The organism is Leeuwenhoekiella palythoae (genome assembly GCF_020310025.1).
Classification (GTDB): Bacteria; Bacteroidota; Bacteroidia; order Flavobacteriales; family Flavobacteriaceae; genus Leeuwenhoekiella; species Leeuwenhoekiella palythoae.
On the sequence record NZ_CP084318.1, the window covers coordinates 3,250,927 to 3,272,220 of the forward strand.

A 21,294-nucleotide genomic window follows, 5' to 3' on the forward strand; every position below is an offset into this window, starting at 1 on the left:
ATGAAAAAACACACGATAAAAGTTTTTCTAATTGCGCTTACCACAAGCTTGTTCTACAGCTGTGGTGATGAATTAGAAATCATAAACCCAAACCGCTTGGCGGCTGATGCGTACTATACCAATGAAGATCAGGCGATAGCTGCGGTAGATGCGATATACAATACGTTGATCATAGACGGCTTGTACCAGCGTATGACGCCGGTTATTGGCGACGGTCGAAGCGATGAAACTAAATCTAGAAGTCCGTGGGCTTTCTTACAACAGACCAGTAATTTCACAGTTCCCGGTACAGACGATGCTGTAGGCTGGTGTTATGAGGGGTACTATATCACGGTAAACCGTGCCAATCAGGCTTTAGAGAATATACCGTTGATTGAAGAGATGGATGAAGATCTGAGAGGTAGGTTATTAGGTCAAGCTTATTTTTTAAGAGCCTTGGCATATTTTAATCTAACTAACATTTATGATAATGTTCCTTTAGTATTGAGTGTTCCTAAAAGTGAAGATGATTTCTTTCCTTCAAATCAAGAGGTGACTCAAGCTACTATTTATGCGCAAGTAGAGGCAGACCTTACTGAAGCTATCGCAAGTTTACCGGCAGATTATACTTCAGTTAGTGGTGCAGATAGTGGTCACGTAGGTAGAGCGACTTTAGGTGCAGCACAATCTTTAATGGGTAAATTAAAGCTATATCAAGGCGATTATGATGCTGCGTTAGCCTATTTTAGAACAGTTGTTGAATCACAACGCTATGATCTAGCTGCGAATTACCAAGATCTTTTTTCACAGGATCCTAGCGTAGAAGCGGCAAATCCGGGTCGCATTTTTTGGGCTGAATTCACACAGAGTTTAAATTCGGTTTTCAACTGGGGTGGTGATCCTAGTGTGAACTGGAGACAGTTTATTGCTTTGGCACCTACCTATTCAGGAGCTGATTTCTATGACTTTTTCCCTACGCAGTTTTTAGTTGATGAATTATCATCAGAAAGAACCGTAGACGGAAATTTAGATCCACGTTATGCGGCAACTATCTTAAGCTACAACGAAGAAGAAGGTCTTACACAAGCTTACGGTCGTGATTATTTCTTAGACCGAAACTTGAATTATATCGCAAAATATACTTTGGCAAATTCAGGAGGTGATCCGTTTACCGCTGGTATTAATTACCACGTGATTCGTTTTGCAGATGTATTGTTAATGTATGCTGAATGTCTTGCGAATACCGGTGATATTCCTACTGCAGCGGCACAAGTACAGCGTGTGCGTGATCGTGCAAATCTTCCGGATAGAGAAGCAGAATTTGCGGGGTATAACTTGACTCAGTTTATGAACCAATTAGCGCACGAGCGTGTAACCGAATTAGCCATTGAAGGGTTACGCTACTACGATATTAAGCGCTGGGGATGGTTAGAAGATTCTTCAAGGTTATCGCAGTTACAAGCTAATGATGATGAGTTTGACACCTTTGCCAACGGTAGAGAATACCAGCCGTTACCACAGGGTGAGTTAGACCGTAATCCTAATTTAGTTCCTAACTCTGCTAATTAAGAGTAGTTTAAAATTTTAAAGATCAAACCTTGAAAATCAAAAACCTATTTGTTTTAGTATTTGCCGTTGTGGTAAGTTCTTGCGCAGATAATAAAAAGTCTGAGACGCTCTTTGAGCGTCTTAGTGCTTCTTATACGGGTATTGATTTTGAAAATACAATAACCACAAATGATTCGATCAACATACTCAATTACGAGTACCTCTATAATGGAGGTGGAGTAGGCGTTGGGGATTTTAACAACGATCACTTACCTGATGTTTTTTTCAGTGGAAATCTTACTTCTAGTAAACTCTACCTCAATAGAGGAGCTATGCAGTTTGAAGATATCACTACAACCTCTGGTATTGATACTTCCGGAAAGTGGACAACCGGAGTGAGTGTGATCGATGTGAATCAAGATGGTTATGATGATATTTATTTAAGTGTGGGTGGAATGGGGAACAGAAGTGAGTTCCCCAATCTGCTTTACATCAATAACGGCGATTTAACCTTTACTGAAGCTGCAACCGAATACGGTTTGGCAGATCAGGGAGAATCTATTCAAGCGGTGTTTTTTGATTACGATCTAGACGGAGATCTGGATATGTATCTATTAACCGGCGGCGGATTTGAGAATTCTGCAATCAGTGTTAGACCCATGCAAACTAACGGAAGCGCCAGGAATACAGATCGGTTATATCGCAATGATTACAATGAGCAACTGGGACATCCGGTTTTTACAAATGTTTCGGCAGAAACCGGAATCACCTTTGAAGGTTTTGGATTAGGCGTTTCGGTATTAGATGCCAATAACGACAACTGGCCAGACCTTTATATTTCAAATGATTACTTATCAAGAGATTTACTGTATGTAAATCAACAAAATGGAAGATTTAACGAAGAGGGCTTGAACTATTTTGGGCATATGAGCCACTTTTCAATGGGGAATGATGTAGCAGATATTGATAACGACGGTTTCATAGATGTGATTACCGTTGATATGTTGCCCGAAGATTTAAAACGAAGAAAATTAATGTCTGGAGCCAATTCATACGACATATTTCAGATTGCCTTACGCTATGGCTACGGGCATCAGTATATGCGTAATATGCTTCAGCACAACAACGGTGACGGAACCTACAGCGAAATAGGTCAGTTTGCCGGTATAGATAAAACAGATTGGAGTTGGGCTCCGCTTCTTGCAGATTTTGACAACGATGGCTTTAATGATCTGTATATAACAAACGGTTTTGGCAAAGACATTACCGATATGGATTTTGTGAAGTTTAGAGAAAGTAGAAGTTCGTCTTTTGGTAGTGGTGGCCAATTGCAAAAAGCAGTTAAAGACTGTCTAGTTACACGGCCAGCGATTAAGGTCGCTAACTATGCTTTTAAAAATGTAGATGGGCAGTCCTTCACTAAAAATACTGAAGCTTGGGGTTTTGACGAAGCGTCTATTTCAAGCGGCGCGGTGTATGCCGATTTTGATAACGACGGAGACCTTGACCTTATCGCAAGTAATATTAATGCTCCGGCTTTTGTTTATAAGAATACCCTCAATGATAGTTTAGGACCAGATTCAAACTATTTAAAAGTAGATCTAAAAGGTTTAAAAAATAATTTAAAAGGAATTGGCGCATCTGTGCGTGTTTATTCAGACAGTACTGAAAAAATTAGAGTTAACAATCCGGTGCGTGGTTTTCAAAGTACCGTGAGTACCACATTGCATTTTGGGTTGAAGAATCGCAAAACGATAGATAGCTTGATTGTGCACTGGCCAGATGGCAAGCAATCTATTGAACGAAATATACAAACCAATCAGCAGTTGACATTGAGTTATGAGGATGCACAAGAGTTTAAGGATGTACCAGTTAAAAAACCGGGTATTTTAACACGAGTTGAAACAATTAATTATGAGCATATTGATCGTTTTAATAACGATTATGCTACGCAACCTTTGCTGATGCATAAATACTCAGAGCAAGGTCCAAGTCTCGCAGTGGGAGATTTAAATGGAGATGTTCTCGAAGATGTATTCATCGGCGGAAGCTACGGTGAAAGTTCTACTATTTTATATCAGCAAAAGGATCAAAGCTTTAAAAAGCAAGAACTCCCGGAAACAGAACTTTTTGAAGATGGTCAGGCTGTAATTTTTGATGCCAATAATGATGGCAAGTTAGACCTCTACGTGACCAGCGGAGGTACGGAGCGTTATGCAGGGCATAAAGCCTATCAGGATCGCTTGTATTTTAATACTACTTCAGGTTTTGTAGCACAGCCATTGCCCGAAATGCTTACGAGCACTTTAGCTGTGACGGCAGCAGATTATGATAACGATGGCTTTGTAGATCTTTTTGTGGGAGGTCGCGTGGTTCCGGGGAAATTTCCGACGGCGCCGCAGAGTTATATTCTGAAGAATAACGGTGGAAATTTTGTAGATGTAACGGCTGAGGTTTGTCCGTTTCTGCAAAATGCGGGAATGGTCACTGCTGCAACATTTAAAGATTACAACAAAGACGGAAAAGTCGATCTCATTCTTGTTGGCGAGTTTATGCCTATCACCATATTAGAAAATGAAGGCGGAACGTTTAAAAATAAAACCGAAGCATTCGGCCTCAGCAAAACAACAGGTTTATGGAATAGTATTACCGCAGCCGATTTTGATAATGATGGAGATGTAGATTTTGCTGCAGGAAATATAGGCTTGAATACGGTTTTAAATTCGGGACAAAATAAAGCTTTAAAAGTAGATTATGCCGATTTTGACAACAATGGTTATGTAGATCCTATCTTTTCAAAATATGAGGAAGGGGCTTATTTTCCGATAGCTACACTAGATCAGTTAACGCAGCAATTACCACAACTTAAAAAGAAATTCCTCTATTATCACAGATTTGCAAAAGCAAACACAAGCGAGTTGCTTCAGCTTTTAAAAACTCCATATCAAACGCTTAAGGCTGAAGAATTAAGAAGCATACTCATTGAAAATACAGAAACAAGATTTATTATAAAACCTTTACCTAATGCAGCGCAGCTGGCGCCGGTAAATGCAATGCTTTGTGAAGATATTGATCAGGATGGATATCTAGATCTGTTACTGGTAGGTAATGATTACAGCGCAGAAGTCAACGGCGGGCGTTACGATGCGTCTTTTGGTACCACTTTGCTTAATACTATAGATGGCGGCTTTAAAGAATTACCCCGTAAACGCTCAGGTTTTACGCTAAAGGGAGATTCAAAAAGCATTGTAAAAGTACCTGTTAGTAAGGACGATTTAATTCTAGTTGGTCGCAACGGTGATACGATAGCGACCTTTAAATACTCAAATAAAAACACACACAATTCAAACACCAAATAATTACACTATGATGAACAAACTACAGCTTATAGGTGCATTTGTAATTGCATTTTGCAGCGTTACGGTGCTTAATGCTCAAGATGCAACCATCACCGTAAAACCTTCGGAAGATGCGCCTACGATCAGCAAACATATTTATGGCCATTTTGCAGAACACTTAGGACGTTCTATTTATGATGGTTTTTATGTGGGAGAAGATAGCCCCATCCCTAATACAGATGGAGTGCGTAATGATTTGATTGAAGCTTTAAAAGCGATCAAAATTCCTAACCTACGTTGGCCGGGAGGTTGTTTTGCAGATACTTATCATTGGAAGGATGGTATTGGTCCACAAGAGGATCGCCCAACTATAGTAAACACCTGGTGGGGCGGTGTGACTGAAGACAACAGCTTTGGTACCCATAACTTTCTAAACTTATGTGAAGCTTTAGATACCGAACCTTATCTCGCCGGAAATGTAGGTAGCGGTACCGTAAAAGAGTTGGCAGATTGGGTACAATATGTGAACCACGACGGTACGAGCCCGATGGCCGATTTGCGTAAAGAAAACGGTCGCGAGAAATCTTGGGGAGTTACCTATTGGGGTGTTGGAAACGAAATGTGGGGCTGCGGTGGAAATATGGAGCCGGAGTTCTATGCGAATCTGTACCGCCAGTATGCAACGTTTATGGGCAGCTGGAACAACGAAGCCGGTTTATACCGAATTGCTTCCGGAGCTAATAGCGCAGACTATAACTGGACCGAAGTGTTGATGAAAAATATTCCTAAAAACTTAATCGATGGGGTTGCGCTGCACCATTATTCAGTGATCGATTGGGGAGCAAAAGGTCCTGATGTAACTTTTTCTGAAGAGCAATATTTTACCACAATGAAATCATCTCTATTTATGGATGAGCTCATCACCAAGCACGTGGCGATTATGGATAAATATGATAAGAATAAAGAAGTTGATCTTGTTGTTGACGAGTGGGGTGGCTGGTATGAAGTACAAGAAGGTACCAATCCTGGCTTCTTATATCAGCAAAACACCATGCGTGATGCGATGATCGCAGGGACTACCTTAAATATTTTTCACAACCATAGTGATCGAGTAAAAATGGCAAACTTGGCGCAAACTGTTAATGTGCTGCAGGCCGTTGCACTTACAAAAGGGGAGCAAATGATCTTGACGCCTACCTACCACATTTTAAAAATGTATATGGTGCATCAAGATGCGCAATTGATTCCTATGGATTTAGATACGCCAGATTATGAACTAAACGGTGATAAACTTCCGGCGATTTCTGCTTCGGCTTCAAAAGATGCTGAAGGCAAAACACATATTTCTTTAGTGAATATCGATGCGCATAAAGAAAACACGGTGAGTATAGATCTAAGCGAATTAGACATCAAAGATTTTTCTGCTGAAATTTTAGCTTCAGAAAAACTTCAGGATCACAATTCTTTTGAAGATCCTAAACATATAATGCCTGAAGTGTTTAAAGATTTTAAATTCAAGAAAGGAGTTCTAGAAGTGACATTGCCGGCATTTTCGGTAGTGGTCCTAGAAGGAAAATAAATCTATTGCTATGAAAAAGAATGACGAAAATACAAGTTTGCTACGTAAAGGTCTTTTAGTCTTTTGGTGTGCATTGGCAATTTCGTGTTCATCAGATTCATCGGTGGAAGAAACGGGTGGTGAGCCTGAAACGCCAACAACTCCAGAAGAAGAGCCGGAAGAACCTGTAGCAGCAAAAGTATATACAGTAGACAACATTACGGATACCTATTATGATGTTGCCGGTGTTGAGAATGTTGCCAATTGGGGACCGTATAACGTGCACGATCCGTCTGTGATCAAAGTGGGTACAACCTATTATTGTTACAATACAGATGTATCTTTTGGCTCAGATGTACGTCCCGGAATCCAGATTCGTAAATCAGAGGATTTGATCAATTGGGAATGGATTGGTTGGGTGTTTAACGGGTTGCCTGCCAAAGGCGCTGCGTATATCAGAAGCAAAGGCGGAACACCTTTTCAAGCACTTTGGGCACCATATGTGATGAAGGTTGGTGACGAGTATCGCTTGTACTATTCTTTATCCTCTTCTACCGGCAGGTTAAGCACTATGGGGCTCGCCACTTCTGACAGTCCTGAAGGACCTTGGGTCGAAAAGGATTTGGTAGTTTCATCAGAACCGGGAGGTCCCGTGCAAACGAATGCGATCGACCCCTCGGTGGTGGTTACTCCGGCAGGCGAACATTGGTTCTACTATGGTTCTGCGTATGACGGAATTTATAAACTCAAACTAAATCCACAAACCGGTCTTGCTGCAAGCCCCGGAGATACAGGAAGTAGAGTTGCACAACGTGGTTTCACAAATGGAATCGTGAACGGAAATATTGAGGGACCCGAAGTGATCTATAATGAAGATCAAAACAAGTATTATATGTTTATTGCCTACGACTGGTTGCAAACCAAATATAACGTGCGCGTAGGCCGAAGCGATACTCCAGATGGACCATTTTATGACTTTAATGGTTTAGATATCAATACGGAAGAAGATAATGGACCAATGATTCTGGCTCCGTATCGCTTTGATGAGCATTCGGGTTGGCAAGGAGTTTCGCATCCGGGAGTATTTAAAGACGATAGCGGTCAGTATTATATGGCACATCAAGGAAGACCGGGTGAAAACAGCTTCTTTATGGTATTGCACGTGCGTAAAATTCACTGGACGGAAGACGGTTGGCCTATTGTTTCGCCTGAGCGATTTGCAGATGTGGCGCAGACTACGATCACCGATACTGATTTGGTTGGAAATTATGAGCAAATCATTTTTGGATACACCGTAACACCGGGATATGCCGATGAACAACGCTATCCTGATTTTCAAAATTCAATTGATCTGACTTTAAATGCTGATGGAAGTATTAACACTAATGCCAATGATGTATGGAGTTATGACGCGCCGTGGCTTACGTTGAATTTTGGTGACGGAACCTTTGTAGATAAACTCTACGTAGAGCGCGGTCGTGATTGGGAAAATGAAGTAGAATCCACCATTTTACTTTCAGGATTAAATAATGAAGGAACTGCCATTTGGGGCAAAAAAATAAATTAAAATGAAAAAGCAGATTTATACAGTATTAGCAGTAACAGCGCTTTTAGCAAGCTGCAAAACCACAGCACAGACAGAAGAGGTGAGTGTAGAACGTGGTCAGGCACTTTTTGAAAAGCTTGAAGCGTCTTATAATAATCCGATTATAAAAGACAAATACACTGCGGATCCTGCGGCTTTGGTACACGACGGTCGCGTTTATATATACGCCGGTCACGATATGGCACCTGACAATGAAGAGCGCTACATTATGGATGAGTGGTTGTTGTATTCTTCAGATGATATGGTCAATTGGAAAGAACATCCCGTGCCGCTAAAACCAACCGATTTTGATTGGGCAATTCATTCGGCTTGGGCTGCTGAGGTAGTGGAGAAGGATGGTAAATTCTATTGGTTTGTGACCGTTCAACACGATGAGTCAAAGCACGGTAAAGCAATTGGTGTAGCCGTGGCAGACAGCCCGGAGGGACCTTGGAAAGACGCTATAGGCAAAGCTTTGATCACTAACGATATGACCACGCAAACCGGCATCAGCTGGGATGATATTGATCCAACAGTTTTTATTGATGATGACGGAACGCCATATTTATATTGGGGAAATCAGGTGTGTAAATATGTAAAGTTGAAAGATAATATGATCGAGATGGACGGTCCTATCCACACCGTTGACCTTCCTAAATTTACAGAGGCACCATACATTCATAAACGTGGCGACTGGTATTATTTGTCTTATGCTTACGACTTTCCGGAGAAAACCGCCTATGCGATGTCAAAATCCATCACCGGTCCGTGGGAATATAAAGGGATTTTAAATGAAGTTGCCGGTAACAGCAATACCAATCATCAGTCGATTATTGAATTTGAAGACAAGTGGTATTTCGTCTATCATAACGGAAGCATTCCAACACACGGAAGCAGTTTTCACCGCTCGGTTTGTGTTGATCGTTTATACTACAACGAAGACGGAACAATCAAGCGCATCGTCATGACTTCAGAAGGAATTCAACCAGAAAACTAAACTATGAAAACGCTTTTTACCTTTTTTAGTCTTTTAGTTTTTAATAGCCTTTTTGCACAAGATATCCGCGTTCACGATCCGGTTGCGATCAAGCAGGGCGATACCTATTATCTCTTTTGTACCGGTAGAGGAATTTCAGTGTTTAGTTCGCCCGATTTAAAAAATTGGGAAAAAGAACCTCAAGTGTTTATGGAAGAACCGGTTTGGGCAGATGATGTTGCGGCAGATTTCAATAATCATATTTGGGCTCCGGATATCACGTTTCACAACGGTAAATACTATTTGTATTATTCGGTTTCCGCTTTCGCAAAAAATACTTCGGCGATCGGTTTGACGATCAATACAACTCTTGATGCAGAAGATCCCAATTACAAATGGGAAGATCAGGGGATCGTGATCCAGTCGGTTCCTAATCGCGATTTATGGAATGCTATTGATCCTAATTTAATTTTTGATGAGAATGACACCCCGTATCTGGCATTTGGTTCCTTTTGGGAAGGATTAAAAATGGTAAAGATTTCAGAAGATTTGAAAGCTATCGCGCAGCCGCAAGAGTGGCATACGATCGCGCGCCGGGAACGTTCTTTCGATCTGGCGGATGCCAATCCCGGAGATGCAGCTTTAGAAGCGCCTTTCATCTTTAAAAAAGGAGATTGGTACTATGAGTTTTTGTCTTGGGATTTATGCTGTCGCGGCGAAAACAGCACCTACAAAGTAGTGGTAGGGCGTTCTAAAAGCGCGACCGGTCCTTATGTAGATAAAGATGGTTTAGCCCTAAATAACGGTGGCGGAACCTTGATCATCGAAGGAAATGAAAATTGGTATGGCGCGGGTCACAACAGCACGTACACCTTTGACGGAAAGGATTACATCATTTTTCACGCGTATGATGCTAATGACAATGGCGCACCAAAACTAAAAATTGCTGAGCTTCAGTGGGATGCTGAAGGCTGGCCAACTTTAAAAGATAATGTCCTTGATTAAAATGAAATATGTTGTTGTTAGTCTGTTTCTACTAAGTGCTTTTGCCAAAGCGCAGGAGAAGGTTTCGCTTTTTCCATTGAATGCGGTGTCGGTAGAATCTGGAGTTTTTAAAGAAGCAGCATTAACCGATTTTAACTACATACAAGCGCTTGATGCAGACCGCTTACTCGCTCCGTTTTTGCGCGAAGCTGGTCTTAAGCCTAAAGCGGATTCCTACACCAATTGGGAAAATACAGGACTCGACGGCCATACTGCTGGGCATTATATTTCGGCATTGTCGATGTATTATGCTTCTACCGGTGATCCAAAAGCCAAAGAGATGCTTGAATATGCGTTAGCTGAATTAGATCGCGTGCAAAAAGCAAATGGGAACGGGTACATTGGTGGCGTGCCGGGAAGTGATGCACTTTGGGCAGAAATCAAAGCAGGAAAGATCAACGCGGGAAGCTTCAGTCTAAATGATAAATGGGTGCCGCTGTATAACATCCATAAAACCTTTAATGGTTTAAAAGACGCGTGGATTCACGCAGAACTTCCGCAGGCAAAGCGTATGCTCATTGAATTAACCGATTGGTTTTTGGATATTACAGCCGATCTAAGTGAGGCGCAAATTCAAGATATGCTGCGTTCAGAACACGGCGGACTCAACGAAGTTTTTGCTGAGGTTTATGCGATTACAGGAGAAGAAAAATATCTGAAACTCGCTGAAGATTTTTCGCAGCACGTCTTATTAAAACCGCTAGCGGCAAATGAAGATATCTTAACCGGAATGCACGCGAATACGCAAATCCCCAAGTTTATCGGTTTTGAGCGGATCAGTCAGTTGGAAGAGGCTAAAGCCTACCACGATGCCGCATCTAATTTCTTTGATAATGTAACCACACAGCGCTCGATAAGCATTGGTGGGAATAGCGTGCGCGAGCATTTTAATCCTATTGACGATTTTTCGTCGGGGGTGAGCAGCGAGCAAGGACCGGAAAGTTGCAACACCTACAATATGCTCAAGTTGAGTAAACTCTTGTTTGAGGATACATCAGAAGAGCATTACATCGATTTTTACGAGCGCGGTTTGTACAATCATATTCTGTCTTCTCAAAATCCTGATGGCGGGTTTGTGTATTTCACGCCCATTCGCCCTGGTCATTATCGCGTGTATTCGCAGCCGGAAACCAGTTTTTGGTGCTGTGTGGGATCGGGGATGGAAAATCACACCAAGTACAACGAACTCATTTATGCCAAAAAAGAGGATAAACTTTATGTGAATTTGTTTATTCCTTCGGAAGTGAACTGGGAAGAGAAAAAAGCAACACTTACTCAAAAAACAAACTTTCCCGAGGAAGCAACGACTGAACTGGTTTGGAATAGCAAAAAGAAAACCAAGGCAACTTTGATGTTGCGTTATCCACAATGGGTAAACGCTGGTGAACTGAAGGTTTATGTAAATGATAAACTTCAGGAAATGCAAGCCACTCCAGGTTCTTATGTTTCCTTAGAACGCAAATGGAAAAATGGCGATCGCATTAAGATGGAATTGCCAATGCACTTAAGTTTGGAAGCATTGCCTGATGATTCGGGGTATGTTTCTGTAAAATACGGCCCAATTGTTTTGGCTGCCGTGACAGGTAATGCAAATCAAGACGGACTTTTTGCAGATGATAGTCGAGGAGGTCATATCGCAGACGGCCCATTTTTACCTTTAACTGAAGCGCCGATGTTTCTTACTGAAAGCGGTGAAAATCTTTTAAATGAGATCAAGCCGGTTGAAGATAAGCCATTACACTTTACAGCGCCTAAGCTGTTTTATCCTGAAACGTATTCAGATTTGGTACTTCAGCCGTTTTATAAAATTCACGAGAAGCGCTATTCGATTTATTTTAAAAATCAAACTCCTGAAGGCTTAGCGGAAGAGCAACGCAAGCTTGAAGAAAAGCAAAAGGCCGAAGCTTACTTACGAGAGATCACATTAGATTTTGTGGCTCCGGGAGAACAACAACCGGAATCTGATCACGGAATTCTATCTGAAAATTCAAATAGTGGCTTAAATCAAAATAAGCACTGGCGCGATGCTACAGGTTGGTTTAGCTACGATCTTAGAAATAAAGAAGCTAAGGCTAAAACTTTGCGCGTGACCTATTTTGGTAAAGACGCTGGTCGCAAGTTTAAGATTATGGTAAACGAGACAACAATTGCCGAACCGCATTTAGAGGGCACGCGGGGTAATGACTTTTTTGAAGTCGATTATATGATTCCCCAGGAACTTGCAGCAACTAATGAAATTCTAACGGTGCGCTTTGAAGCCGAAGAAGGTTCAACCACCGCCGGAATTTACGGTGTTCGCTTATTGAGCGCACCCGCAACTCAAGAATAAAAACACATAACACACTTATAAGATGATCACAGAAACAATTAAAAAAGCAGGACTAGCCGCTGTTTTAGCCGGAACTTTTCTGGCAGGCAATACGCTTTTTGCTCAAAAAGAATTAACGGTTGATATGAGCGAGACCATCGCACCCATTCAACCTACGATGTACGGGATTTTCTTTGAAGATATCAACTTTGCTGCCGATGGTGGTTTGTATGCAGAGATGATCAAAAACCGTTCGTTTGAATTTACGATCCCAATGATGGGTTGGTCGCAGCCTAATAGTGACAGGCATTCGTATAACAATGAATCTGGCTATGCGTTGCCCGTAAAATACTTTGAAGGAGAAGGTAATTTGAACTTCCTGCGTGTTCAGGTTAAAAATGCTGAAGGTTATGAATTGCACAATGAAGGCTTCCGCGGGATGGGAATCAAAGAAGGAGATACCTATCGTTTTACTTTTGATGCCAAACAAATGGCTGGTGCAGTTTCCGCAGTGAAGGCAGAACTTTTGGACGAGGAAGGAAATACCATCGCTGAAGCTTCAATCCCTGTTTCTGGTTCAGAATGGTCAAATTATAAAGCTGAAATCGTTCCGAATAAAACCGTGATGAAAGGTTCTTTAAAGTTAACCTTTGAAGGTACTGGTGAATTAGGACTTGATATGATTTCGCTTTTTCCAACAGATACGTGGAATGGTCGTGAGAATGGTTTACGTAAAGATTTAGTACAATTATTATATGATTTAGATCCTGGATTTTTAAGATTCCCTGGAGGTTGTATTGTAGAAGGGCGTACGCTTGCACGCCGTTACCAATGGAAAAAAACTGTAGGTCCTGTTGACGAACGCCCTAGTTTAGTTAACCGTTGGAATACCGAGTTTGACCACCGTTTGACTCCAGATTATTATCAGTCGTTTGGGTTGGGCTTCTTTGAGTATTTTCAGTTGTCTGAAGATCTAGGCGCAGAGCCGCTTCCTATTTTAAGTTGTGGTATCGTGTGTCAATTCAATACTGGAGAATTAGTGCCAATGGACGAACTAGGACCTTACGTGCAAGACGCGCTGGATTTGATTGAGTTTGCTAACGGTTCAACAGACACTCCTTGGGGAAAAGTTCGTGCAGATATGGGGCATCCTGAGCCTTTCAATATGAAATATATTGGAGTAGGTAACGAACAATGGGGACCGGAATACATCGAGCGTTACAAAGTATTTAATAAAGCTATTTCAGAAAAGTATCCTGAGATCATTATTGTTTCAGGAAGCGGACCATTTCCTGATGGAGACTATTTTGAATACGGAATGAAAGAGCTTAAGGAAATGGGTGCAGAGATCATTGATGAGCATTATTACAGAAGTCCGGAGTGGTTTAGAGAAAATGCAACCCGTTATGATAGCTATGATCGCAATGGTCCAAAAATTTTCGCGGGAGAATACGCAGCACAAAGTGTTGCTATTGCAAGTCCGGATAACAAAAACAACTGGGAAACTGCACTTTCTGAAGCTGCATTTATGACCGGTCTAGAGCGCAACGCTGAGGTGGTTCAGCTTACTTCGTACGCTCCGTTGATGGCACACGCTGAAGGTTGGCAGTGGACACCAGATATGATCTGGTTTAACAACTTAGAATCTTATGGAACGCCAAACTATTACGTTCAAAAATTATATTCAACCAACAAAGGAACCGATTTGATCTCAGTAACTCAAAATGGCGAAGACTTGGTTGGGCAAGACGAGCTATACGCTTCAGCAACTTTGGATTCAGAAGCTAAGGAAGTTGTGTTGAAAGTTGTGAATACTTCAAGCGAAGCTCAAGAGATTCAATTGAACTTTAAAGGAAAATCAATCAAGAATAAGGGTAAAGTGATCGTATTGAAAGAAGAGAACCTTACGCAGGAAAATTCATTTGATGCGCAAGAGGCAATCAGTCCGTCAACCGAAGAGATCAAAGTAAAAGGTGATTCAGCAAGTTATGAAGTAGCTCCTTACTCATTAAATATCATTAGAATACCGGTAAAATAAATTGTCTTAAAAAAAATCTAAAAATATTAAGTGTGAAATATACATTTTTAAATAGATTATAGTAGATTTGTTAGGCAGTAAGATTTTTAGTTTATGAAAGAATATGTAATTGGTCTTGACTATGGATCAGATTCTGTACGTGCAGTTCTCATTGATGCCGTTACAGGAACAGAGATAGAAGCAGAAGTAAGCTATTATAAACGCTGGAAACAGCGTTTATTTTGTGACGCTTCAGAAAATCGTTTTCGCCAGCATCCTTTAGATCTTTTAGAAGGTTTAGAAGCAACCATAAAAGCGGTAGTTTCAAGAAGTGGTGTTTCGGCTGAAGCTGTAAAAGGAATTTGTATTGACACGACCGGATCATCACCTATTCCGGTTACCAAAGAAGGAATTCCTTTATCGCTCACCGAAGGTTTTGAAGAAAACCCGAATGCGATGATGGTACTCTGGAAAGATCATACCGCAATCGCAGAAGCTAATGAGATCAATCACCTTGCACGTACTTGGGGCGGTGAGGATTTTACAAAATATGAAGGAGGAATCTATTCTTCAGAATGGTTTTGGGCTAAGATTTTACACGTAGTGCGTGAAGACGAACCCGTAAAACAAGCGGCATATTCTTGGATGGAGCATTGCGATTGGATCACTTTTGCGCTGCTTGAAAACGTAGCCTTAGAAGATTTTAAACGCAGTCGCTGTGCAGCCGGACATAAAGCTATGTGGCACGAGAGCTGGGGCGGCTTACCACCTGAAGAATTTTTAGAAAAATTAGACCCTTATCTGGCAGAATTAAGAGGCAGGCTTTATACGGAAACGTATACTTCTGATGATGTTGCCGGTCACTTAAGCGCCGCTTGGGCTGAAAAATTAGGCCTTTCTACCGCAACTAAAATCGCAGTAGGAACTTTTGATGCCCACGCAGGAGCTGTGGGAGCCAAAGTAGAAGAGCATACACTGGTGCGCGTAATGGGAACATCTACCTGTGATATAAGCATTTCATCGCCAGATGTAGTTCACGATAAAACCGTTCGCGGTATTTGTGGTCAGGTTGACGGCTCTGTGATACCGGGAGCTGTAGGTCTAGAAGCGGGACAATCTGCTTTTGGAGATTTGCTGGCTTGGTTTAAAGATGTATTGAGTTGGCCAATTGACAACCTCGTGCTTACTTCAGCTATTCTTTCCGAAGAACAAAAAGTGCAGCTTAAAGAAGAGATTGAAGCTGATTTCATCAGAAAATTATCTGATGCAGCAGAAGCGATTCCGCATAATGAAGCAATACCCGTTGCTTTGGATTGGATCAACGGTAGACGAACTCCAGATGCAAATCAAGAGCTTGAAGCTGCGATCACGAACCTGAATATGGGAACACGCGCTCCGCATATATTCAAAGCTTTAGTCAATGCGATCTGCTTCGGCTCTAAAAAGATCTTAGATCGTTTTGATGAGGAAGGTATCGAGATCAAATCTGTTGTAGGTATTGGAGGTGTTGCTCGTAAATCTAAATTTATTATGCAATCACTGGCAAATACCCTCAATGTACCTATCAAGGTTGCAGCTTCAGATCAAGCTCCGGCTTTAGGAGCGGCTGTTTACGCTGCTGTTGCTGCAGGCATTTATCCTAATGTCATTGAAGCCAGTAAAACTTTAGGAAGTGATTATGAAGCAGAATACCTTCCGCAGGAAGAACATTTAGCTGAATATACTGCATTGATGCAACGCTATGAAGTTTTAAGTGACTTTGTCGAGAAACATATTACCAAACCGAAAAAGAACATCAAAGAACATGTATAAATCTTTAAAGGAAGAATGCTACGAAGCTAATATGGAGCTAGACGCTTTAGGTCTGGTTATTTACACTTTTGGTAACGTAAGCGCGGTAGATCGTAAAAATGGTGTCTTTGCCATTAAACCTAGTGGAGTACCCTACGAAACCTTAAAACCGGAAGATATTGTTATCGTTGATTATGATAACAACATTGTAGAAGGCGATAAACGTCCTTCTTCAGATACCAAAACACACGCGTATTTATACAAGCATTGGGAAGATGTGGGCGGCATTGCACACACGCACGCAACCTACTCGGTAGCTTGGGCTCAGGCACAGATGGACATTCCTATTTTTGGTACTACGCACGCAGATCATCTGACGGCAGATATCCCGTGTGCGCCGCCTATGCATGACGACCTTATTTCCGGGAATTATGAACACAACACCGGGATTCAGATTCTAAACTGTTTTAAAGACAAAGGTTTGGATTATAAAGAGGTTAATATGGTACTTTTGGGTAACCACGGTCCTTTTGCTTGGGGTGAAACTGCTGCAAAAGCAGTTTATAACAGCAAGGTTCTAGAAGAAGTTGCGCGTATGGCGCAATTGACACTTCAGATCAATCCTAATGCACCAAGACTTAAAGATTCGCTTATAAAAAAGCATTATGAGCGTAAACATGGTAAGGATGCTTACTATGGGCAGGGCTGCTAATCGTTAAACTAATCAATTACAATTTCAAATTATGGGATTAATCACATTTGCCGCGTTTACTCTTCTGGTTGCGGTTATTTCTTATTTCGCTTCGCGTAAGACTGATGAAACAACTTCTGACGGATACTTTCTGGGAGGTCGTAGTCTTACGGGACCTGTGATCGCAGGTTCTCTTTTATTAACCAATCTTTCTACCGAACAAATCATAGGTACAAACGGGGTAGGTTTTAGCGAAGGAATACTCATTGCAGCTTATGAAATCGTTGCCGCTGTGGCTATGGTATTTACGGCTTTTGTTTTGCTCCCAAAATATTTGAAAGGTGGAATTTCTACTATTCCACAATTTTTAGAAAAACGCTACGGAAAACTTACGAAAACGATTGTGTCCATCCTGTTTTTGATGGCTTATGCGATCTCGATGCTTCCAACGGTATTGTATTCAGGAGCTTTAGCGATCAATACGATGTTTGATATTCCGGAGCGCATGGGACTTGATCCCGAAGCTGCGCTTTGGGTAACCGTATGGGGAATTGGACTTATAGGATCTATTTACGCCATTTTTGGTGGGTTAAAAGCAGTTGCGGTTTCTGACTCGATTAATGCTGTTGGTCTGATCGTAGGAGGTTTGTTAATTCCTGTTTTCGGTCTGATGGCTGTTGGTAACGGAAGCGTTTTTGAAGGATTGAATGTTGTAACTACTAATCTTCCTGAAAAGTTTGAAATCCTAGGAGGACCTAATTCGTCTGTGCCGTGGACTACTTTATTCACAGGTATGCTTATCGTGAACTTCTACTATTGGGGAACCAACCAAGCGATCATTCAGCGTGCGCTGGGAGCAAAAAATTTAGCCGAAGGGCAAAAAGGTTTATGCCTTGCAGCTATTGTAAAGATATTAGGTCCTATTATTGTTGTACTGCCTGGAGTAATTGCTTTTGAATATTTCAACGGAAACCTTGACAATGCAGATGAAGCGTACCCAATGCTTGTAAAAGCAGTACTACCTACAGCATTTGTAGGATTCTTCGCAGCTGTATTGTTTGGTGCGATCTTGAGTTCGTTCAACTCGGCCCTAAACAGTTCTGTAACCTTATTTGGTCTGGACTTGTATAAGCAGTATTTCAACAATAATGCTTCAGAAAAACAAGTGGTACGCGCAGGAAAAACCTTCGGAATCTTTTTAGCCATTTTTTCTATGGCGTTGGCACCCTTACTTTACGGAGTAGAAGGTGGTATTTTCAACTATCTTCAAGAATTAAATGGTTCGTTTAGTGTACCTATTCTTGCGATCATTTTGGTTGGGTATTTCTCCAAACGTGTTTCAGGAAAAGCTGCCAATATCGCAATTGTTTTTGCAGTAGTAACGTATCTGGTCACGCTTTACGTTGTAAAACCTATTATCGCCGGCAATGCAGTAGCGGCCGCAGAACTCTCTGGGGTAACTGATGCGTCAGAACTAGCAATGGTCGCTAAAGACGCGTTCCCAAGTTTCTTACATATTATGGGAATCATCTTTGTGTTGGTTCTTATCATCTTGTTTACCGTGAGTAAATTCTTTCCACGTCAAACAGATTATCTTGAAGAATACACCCGCCAGGTTGATATTACCCCTTGGAAATACTTAAAACCGGCAGGCGTTGTGATTTGTATCGCAGTGGTAAGTATTTACGTTTATTTCTCCTAATCAACATTTAAATAAAGCACATTATATTAGAAATTATGAATTATAACATGGATCATCTTGAGGTTTGGTTTGTAACCGGAAGTCAACATTTATATGGAGCGGAAGCTTTAAAGCAAGTAGCAGATCACTCTAAGAAAATTTCAGAAGGACTTAACGACGCTGCGGCTGTACCAGTTAAGATCGTTTATAAAGATCTAGTTACTACCCCAACCGAAATCACTGATTTATGTCTTGAGGCAAATAGTAACAAAGATTGCATCGGTTTAATTTTATGGATGCATACATTTTCACCGGCGAAAATGTGGATTAAAGGATTGAATATTCTTCAAAAGCCTGTCTGCCATTTACACACACAATTTAATGCAGAAATCCCTTGGGGCGAGATTGATATGGATTTTATGAATCTTAATCAATCTGCCCACGGTGATCGTGAGTTTGGTTTTATGATGTCGCGTATGCGTAAAAAGCGCAAGGTTGTTGTAGGCCACTGGCAAGATGCTCGAGTGCAGACAAAATTAGGCGTATTTACACGTGTAGCTTTAGGGTGGAATGAATTCCAAAACCTTAAAGTAGCACGTATTGGCGATAATATGCGCGAGGTAGCAGTAACTGAAGGAGATAAGGTAGAAGCACAAATGCGTTTTGGGTTTACCGTAAACGGATTTGACTCTTCAGACATTGTGGCGAAGATCAATGAGATCAATCAAGAAGATCTTGATGCGTTATTAAAAACCTATGAAACCGAATATGAGTTGCACGATTCTATTAAAGAAGGCGGTGAGAAGCGCCAGTCTTTAGTTGATGCGGCAAAAATTGAATTGGGCTTGAGAGCCTTTTTAGAAGAAGGTGGTTTTGGTGCGTTTACAGATACGTTTGAAAATCTTGGTGAATTGAAACAATTACCTGGAATCGCTACGCAGCGCCTTATGGCAGATGGTTACGGTTTTGGTGGAGAAGGAGACTGGAAAACAGCAGCCTTGACGCGTGCGATGAAAGTGATGGCCATTGGTCTTGAAGGAGGAACTTCGTTTATGGAAGATTACACCTACCACTTCACACCACAAGGTTCTTACGTGCTAGGTTCACATATGTTAGAGATTTGTCCTTCTATTGCTGATGCTAAACCAAAATGTGAAGTACATCCATTAGGAATTGGCGGTAAAGAGGATCCGGCGCGTTTGGTGTTCAATTCACCGGCAGGACCTGCGATCAATGCTTCTTTGGTTGATATGGGTAACCGTTTCCGTCTAATTGTAAACGAAGTTGAAGCCGTTAAGCCGGAAGCAGATCTTCCGCATTTGCCGGTAGCGCGTGTACTTTGGGATTGTAAACCGAACCTTGACATCGCAGCAACAAGCTGGATTCACGCAGGTGGTGCACACCATACGGTGTATAGCCAGGCGGTAACTACAGAATTTATGGAAGATTTTGCCGATATCGCAGGTATCGAATTACTTGTGATCGACGATCAAACCCGAGTACGTGATTTTAAGGATACGATAAATGCTAACGAAGCTTATTATCATATCTTTCAGCATCGTATGTAAGTTTTAAATAATCGAATTATGAAATTAAATAGAAATCTTTTAGTTGTTCCTGTTGTATTAGGAATGGCGCTTTCGATGGTGAATTGTAAAAATGAGCCGAAGAAAGAAGAAACCGCTGTGGTGGCAGAAATGCCTGAAGCAAGCATTACCAAGTCAGACTTTGGGATGACGCCAGATAGTATCGCTGTTGAAAAATACAGCCTTATTAACGCTAATGGGATGGAAGTTGATATCATCACTTACGGTGGTATAATTACGAGCTTAAAGGCACCTAGCCAAGATAGCACATTTCAAGATGTGGTATTAGGTTATGATACTTTAGAGGAATATACTACAACCGGAAATCCAACCTTTTTTGGAGCTTTGATAGGCCGCTATGGAAACCGTATTGCTAAAGGCAAATTTTCTATAGACGGTGAAGAATATCAATTACCAACTAACGACGGACCAAACAGCCTGCACGGTGGAAAAGGTTTTGATAAAGTAGTTTGGACCGCAGAAGAAGTTGAAGACGGCGACAACGTAGGCTTGAAGTTGACCTATACGAGTCCTGATGGTGATCAAGGCTATCCGGGGAATTTAGAAACTACTGTTGTTTATACACTTCAGGCGGACAATACGCTTAAAGTAGATTATGAGGCTACTACAGATAAGGCAACGGTTGTAAATCTTACTCAGCACTCGTATTTCAACTTATCTGGGGATTTTAACAATACCATTTTAGATACCGAAGTTATGTTGAATGCAGACCGCTTTTTACCGGTTGATGAAACTTTAATCCCAACAGGGGAGTTGCGTGCTGTAGAAGGTACACCTTTTGATTTTCGCGAAGCGAAAGCCATTGGTGCAGAAATTAATGCTGAAAATGATCAACTTAAAAAAGGACAGGGTTATGATCACTGTTGGGTTTTGAATGACGAAAGCGGAGCGATGCACTTAGCCGCTACGGCTTACGATCCACGTAGTGGAAGATTCTTAGAAGTGATGACTACAGAGCCTGCGATTCAGTTTTATACCGGAAATTTCTTAGACGGGACTTTACCGCAAAAAGGAGGCGAAGGTACTTATGCTTTAAGAAGTGGTTTTTGTTTAGAAACACAGCATTACCCAGATTCACCTAACCAGTCTGAATTTCCATCTACTGTTTTAAAACCGGGAGAAACGTATAGCACAACTACAAGCTTTAAGTTTTCAGTAAAATAAAAATGCG

General features: G+C 41.4%; 13 protein-coding genes. All 13 read left to right on the top strand.

What is annotated here, in order from left to right:
- Entirely contained in the window at positions 1-1,548 is a 1,548-nt protein-coding gene (locus LDL79_RS13900; RefSeq protein ID WP_225598132.1) for a RagB/SusD family nutrient uptake outer membrane protein, read from the top strand.
- Between the two features lie 29 nt (positions 1,549-1,577).
- Positions 1,578-4,886, top strand: a complete 3,309-nt coding sequence (locus LDL79_RS13905) for a VCBS repeat-containing protein (protein ID WP_225598133.1) — start codon at positions 1,578-1,580, stop codon at positions 4,884-4,886.
- Positions 4,887-4,896: 10 nt separating this feature from the next.
- Positions 4,897-6,444, top strand: coding sequence for an alpha-N-arabinofuranosidase (locus tag LDL79_RS13910; protein ID WP_394372629.1), 1,548 nt, complete (start codon positions 4,897-4,899; stop codon positions 6,442-6,444).
- Between the two features lie 10 nt (positions 6,445-6,454).
- On the top strand, positions 6,455-7,990 hold the full coding sequence (locus LDL79_RS13915) for an arabinan endo-1,5-alpha-L-arabinosidase (protein WP_225598135.1): 1,536 nt from the start codon (positions 6,455-6,457) through the stop codon (positions 7,988-7,990).
- Between the two features lies 1 nt (position 7,991).
- On the top strand, positions 7,992-9,005 hold the full coding sequence (locus tag LDL79_RS13920) for a glycoside hydrolase family 43 protein (RefSeq protein ID WP_225598136.1): 1,014 nt from the start codon (positions 7,992-7,994) through the stop codon (positions 9,003-9,005).
- A 3-nt stretch (positions 9,006-9,008) separates the two neighbouring features.
- The gene (locus LDL79_RS13925; RefSeq protein WP_225598137.1) at positions 9,009-9,989 is read left to right on the top strand and encodes an arabinan endo-1,5-alpha-L-arabinosidase; all 981 of its coding nucleotides are present in this window, start codon (positions 9,009-9,011) and stop codon (positions 9,987-9,989) included.
- The gene (locus tag LDL79_RS13930; RefSeq protein WP_225598138.1) at positions 9,976-12,357 is read left to right on the top strand and encodes a glycoside hydrolase family 127 protein; all 2,382 of its coding nucleotides are present in this window, start codon (positions 9,976-9,978) and stop codon (positions 12,355-12,357) included. The genes LDL79_RS13925 and LDL79_RS13930 overlap by 14 nt, the downstream gene beginning before the upstream one ends.
- A 22-nt stretch (positions 12,358-12,379) precedes the next feature.
- Positions 12,380-14,374, top strand: coding sequence for an alpha-L-arabinofuranosidase C-terminal domain-containing protein (locus LDL79_RS13935; RefSeq protein ID WP_225598139.1), 1,995 nt, complete (start codon positions 12,380-12,382; stop codon positions 14,372-14,374).
- A 93-nt stretch (positions 14,375-14,467) separates the two neighbouring features.
- The gene (locus LDL79_RS13940) at positions 14,468-16,165 is read left to right on the top strand and encodes a ribulokinase (RefSeq protein WP_225598140.1); all 1,698 of its coding nucleotides are present in this window, start codon (positions 14,468-14,470) and stop codon (positions 16,163-16,165) included.
- Positions 16,158-16,856: an L-ribulose-5-phosphate 4-epimerase gene (locus LDL79_RS13945; protein ID WP_225598141.1), complete on the top strand. Its 699-nt coding sequence runs from the start codon at positions 16,158-16,160 to the stop codon at positions 16,854-16,856. The genes LDL79_RS13940 and LDL79_RS13945 overlap by 8 nt, the downstream gene beginning before the upstream one ends.
- Before the next feature lie 31 nt (positions 16,857-16,887).
- Positions 16,888-18,537, top strand: coding sequence for a solute:sodium symporter family transporter (locus LDL79_RS13950; RefSeq protein WP_072979587.1), 1,650 nt, complete (start codon positions 16,888-16,890; stop codon positions 18,535-18,537).
- Between the two features lie 35 nt (positions 18,538-18,572).
- The gene (gene araA / locus LDL79_RS13955; RefSeq protein ID WP_225598142.1) at positions 18,573-20,084 is read left to right on the top strand and encodes an L-arabinose isomerase; all 1,512 of its coding nucleotides are present in this window, start codon (positions 18,573-18,575) and stop codon (positions 20,082-20,084) included.
- Positions 20,085-20,102: 18 nt separating this feature from the next.
- Positions 20,103-21,287 carry an aldose epimerase family protein gene (locus tag LDL79_RS13960; protein ID WP_225598143.1) on the top strand — a complete coding sequence of 395 codons (1,185 nt, stop codon included), beginning with the start codon at positions 20,103-20,105 and terminating at the stop codon, positions 21,285-21,287.
- Positions 21,288-21,294 lie beyond the last annotated feature (7 nt).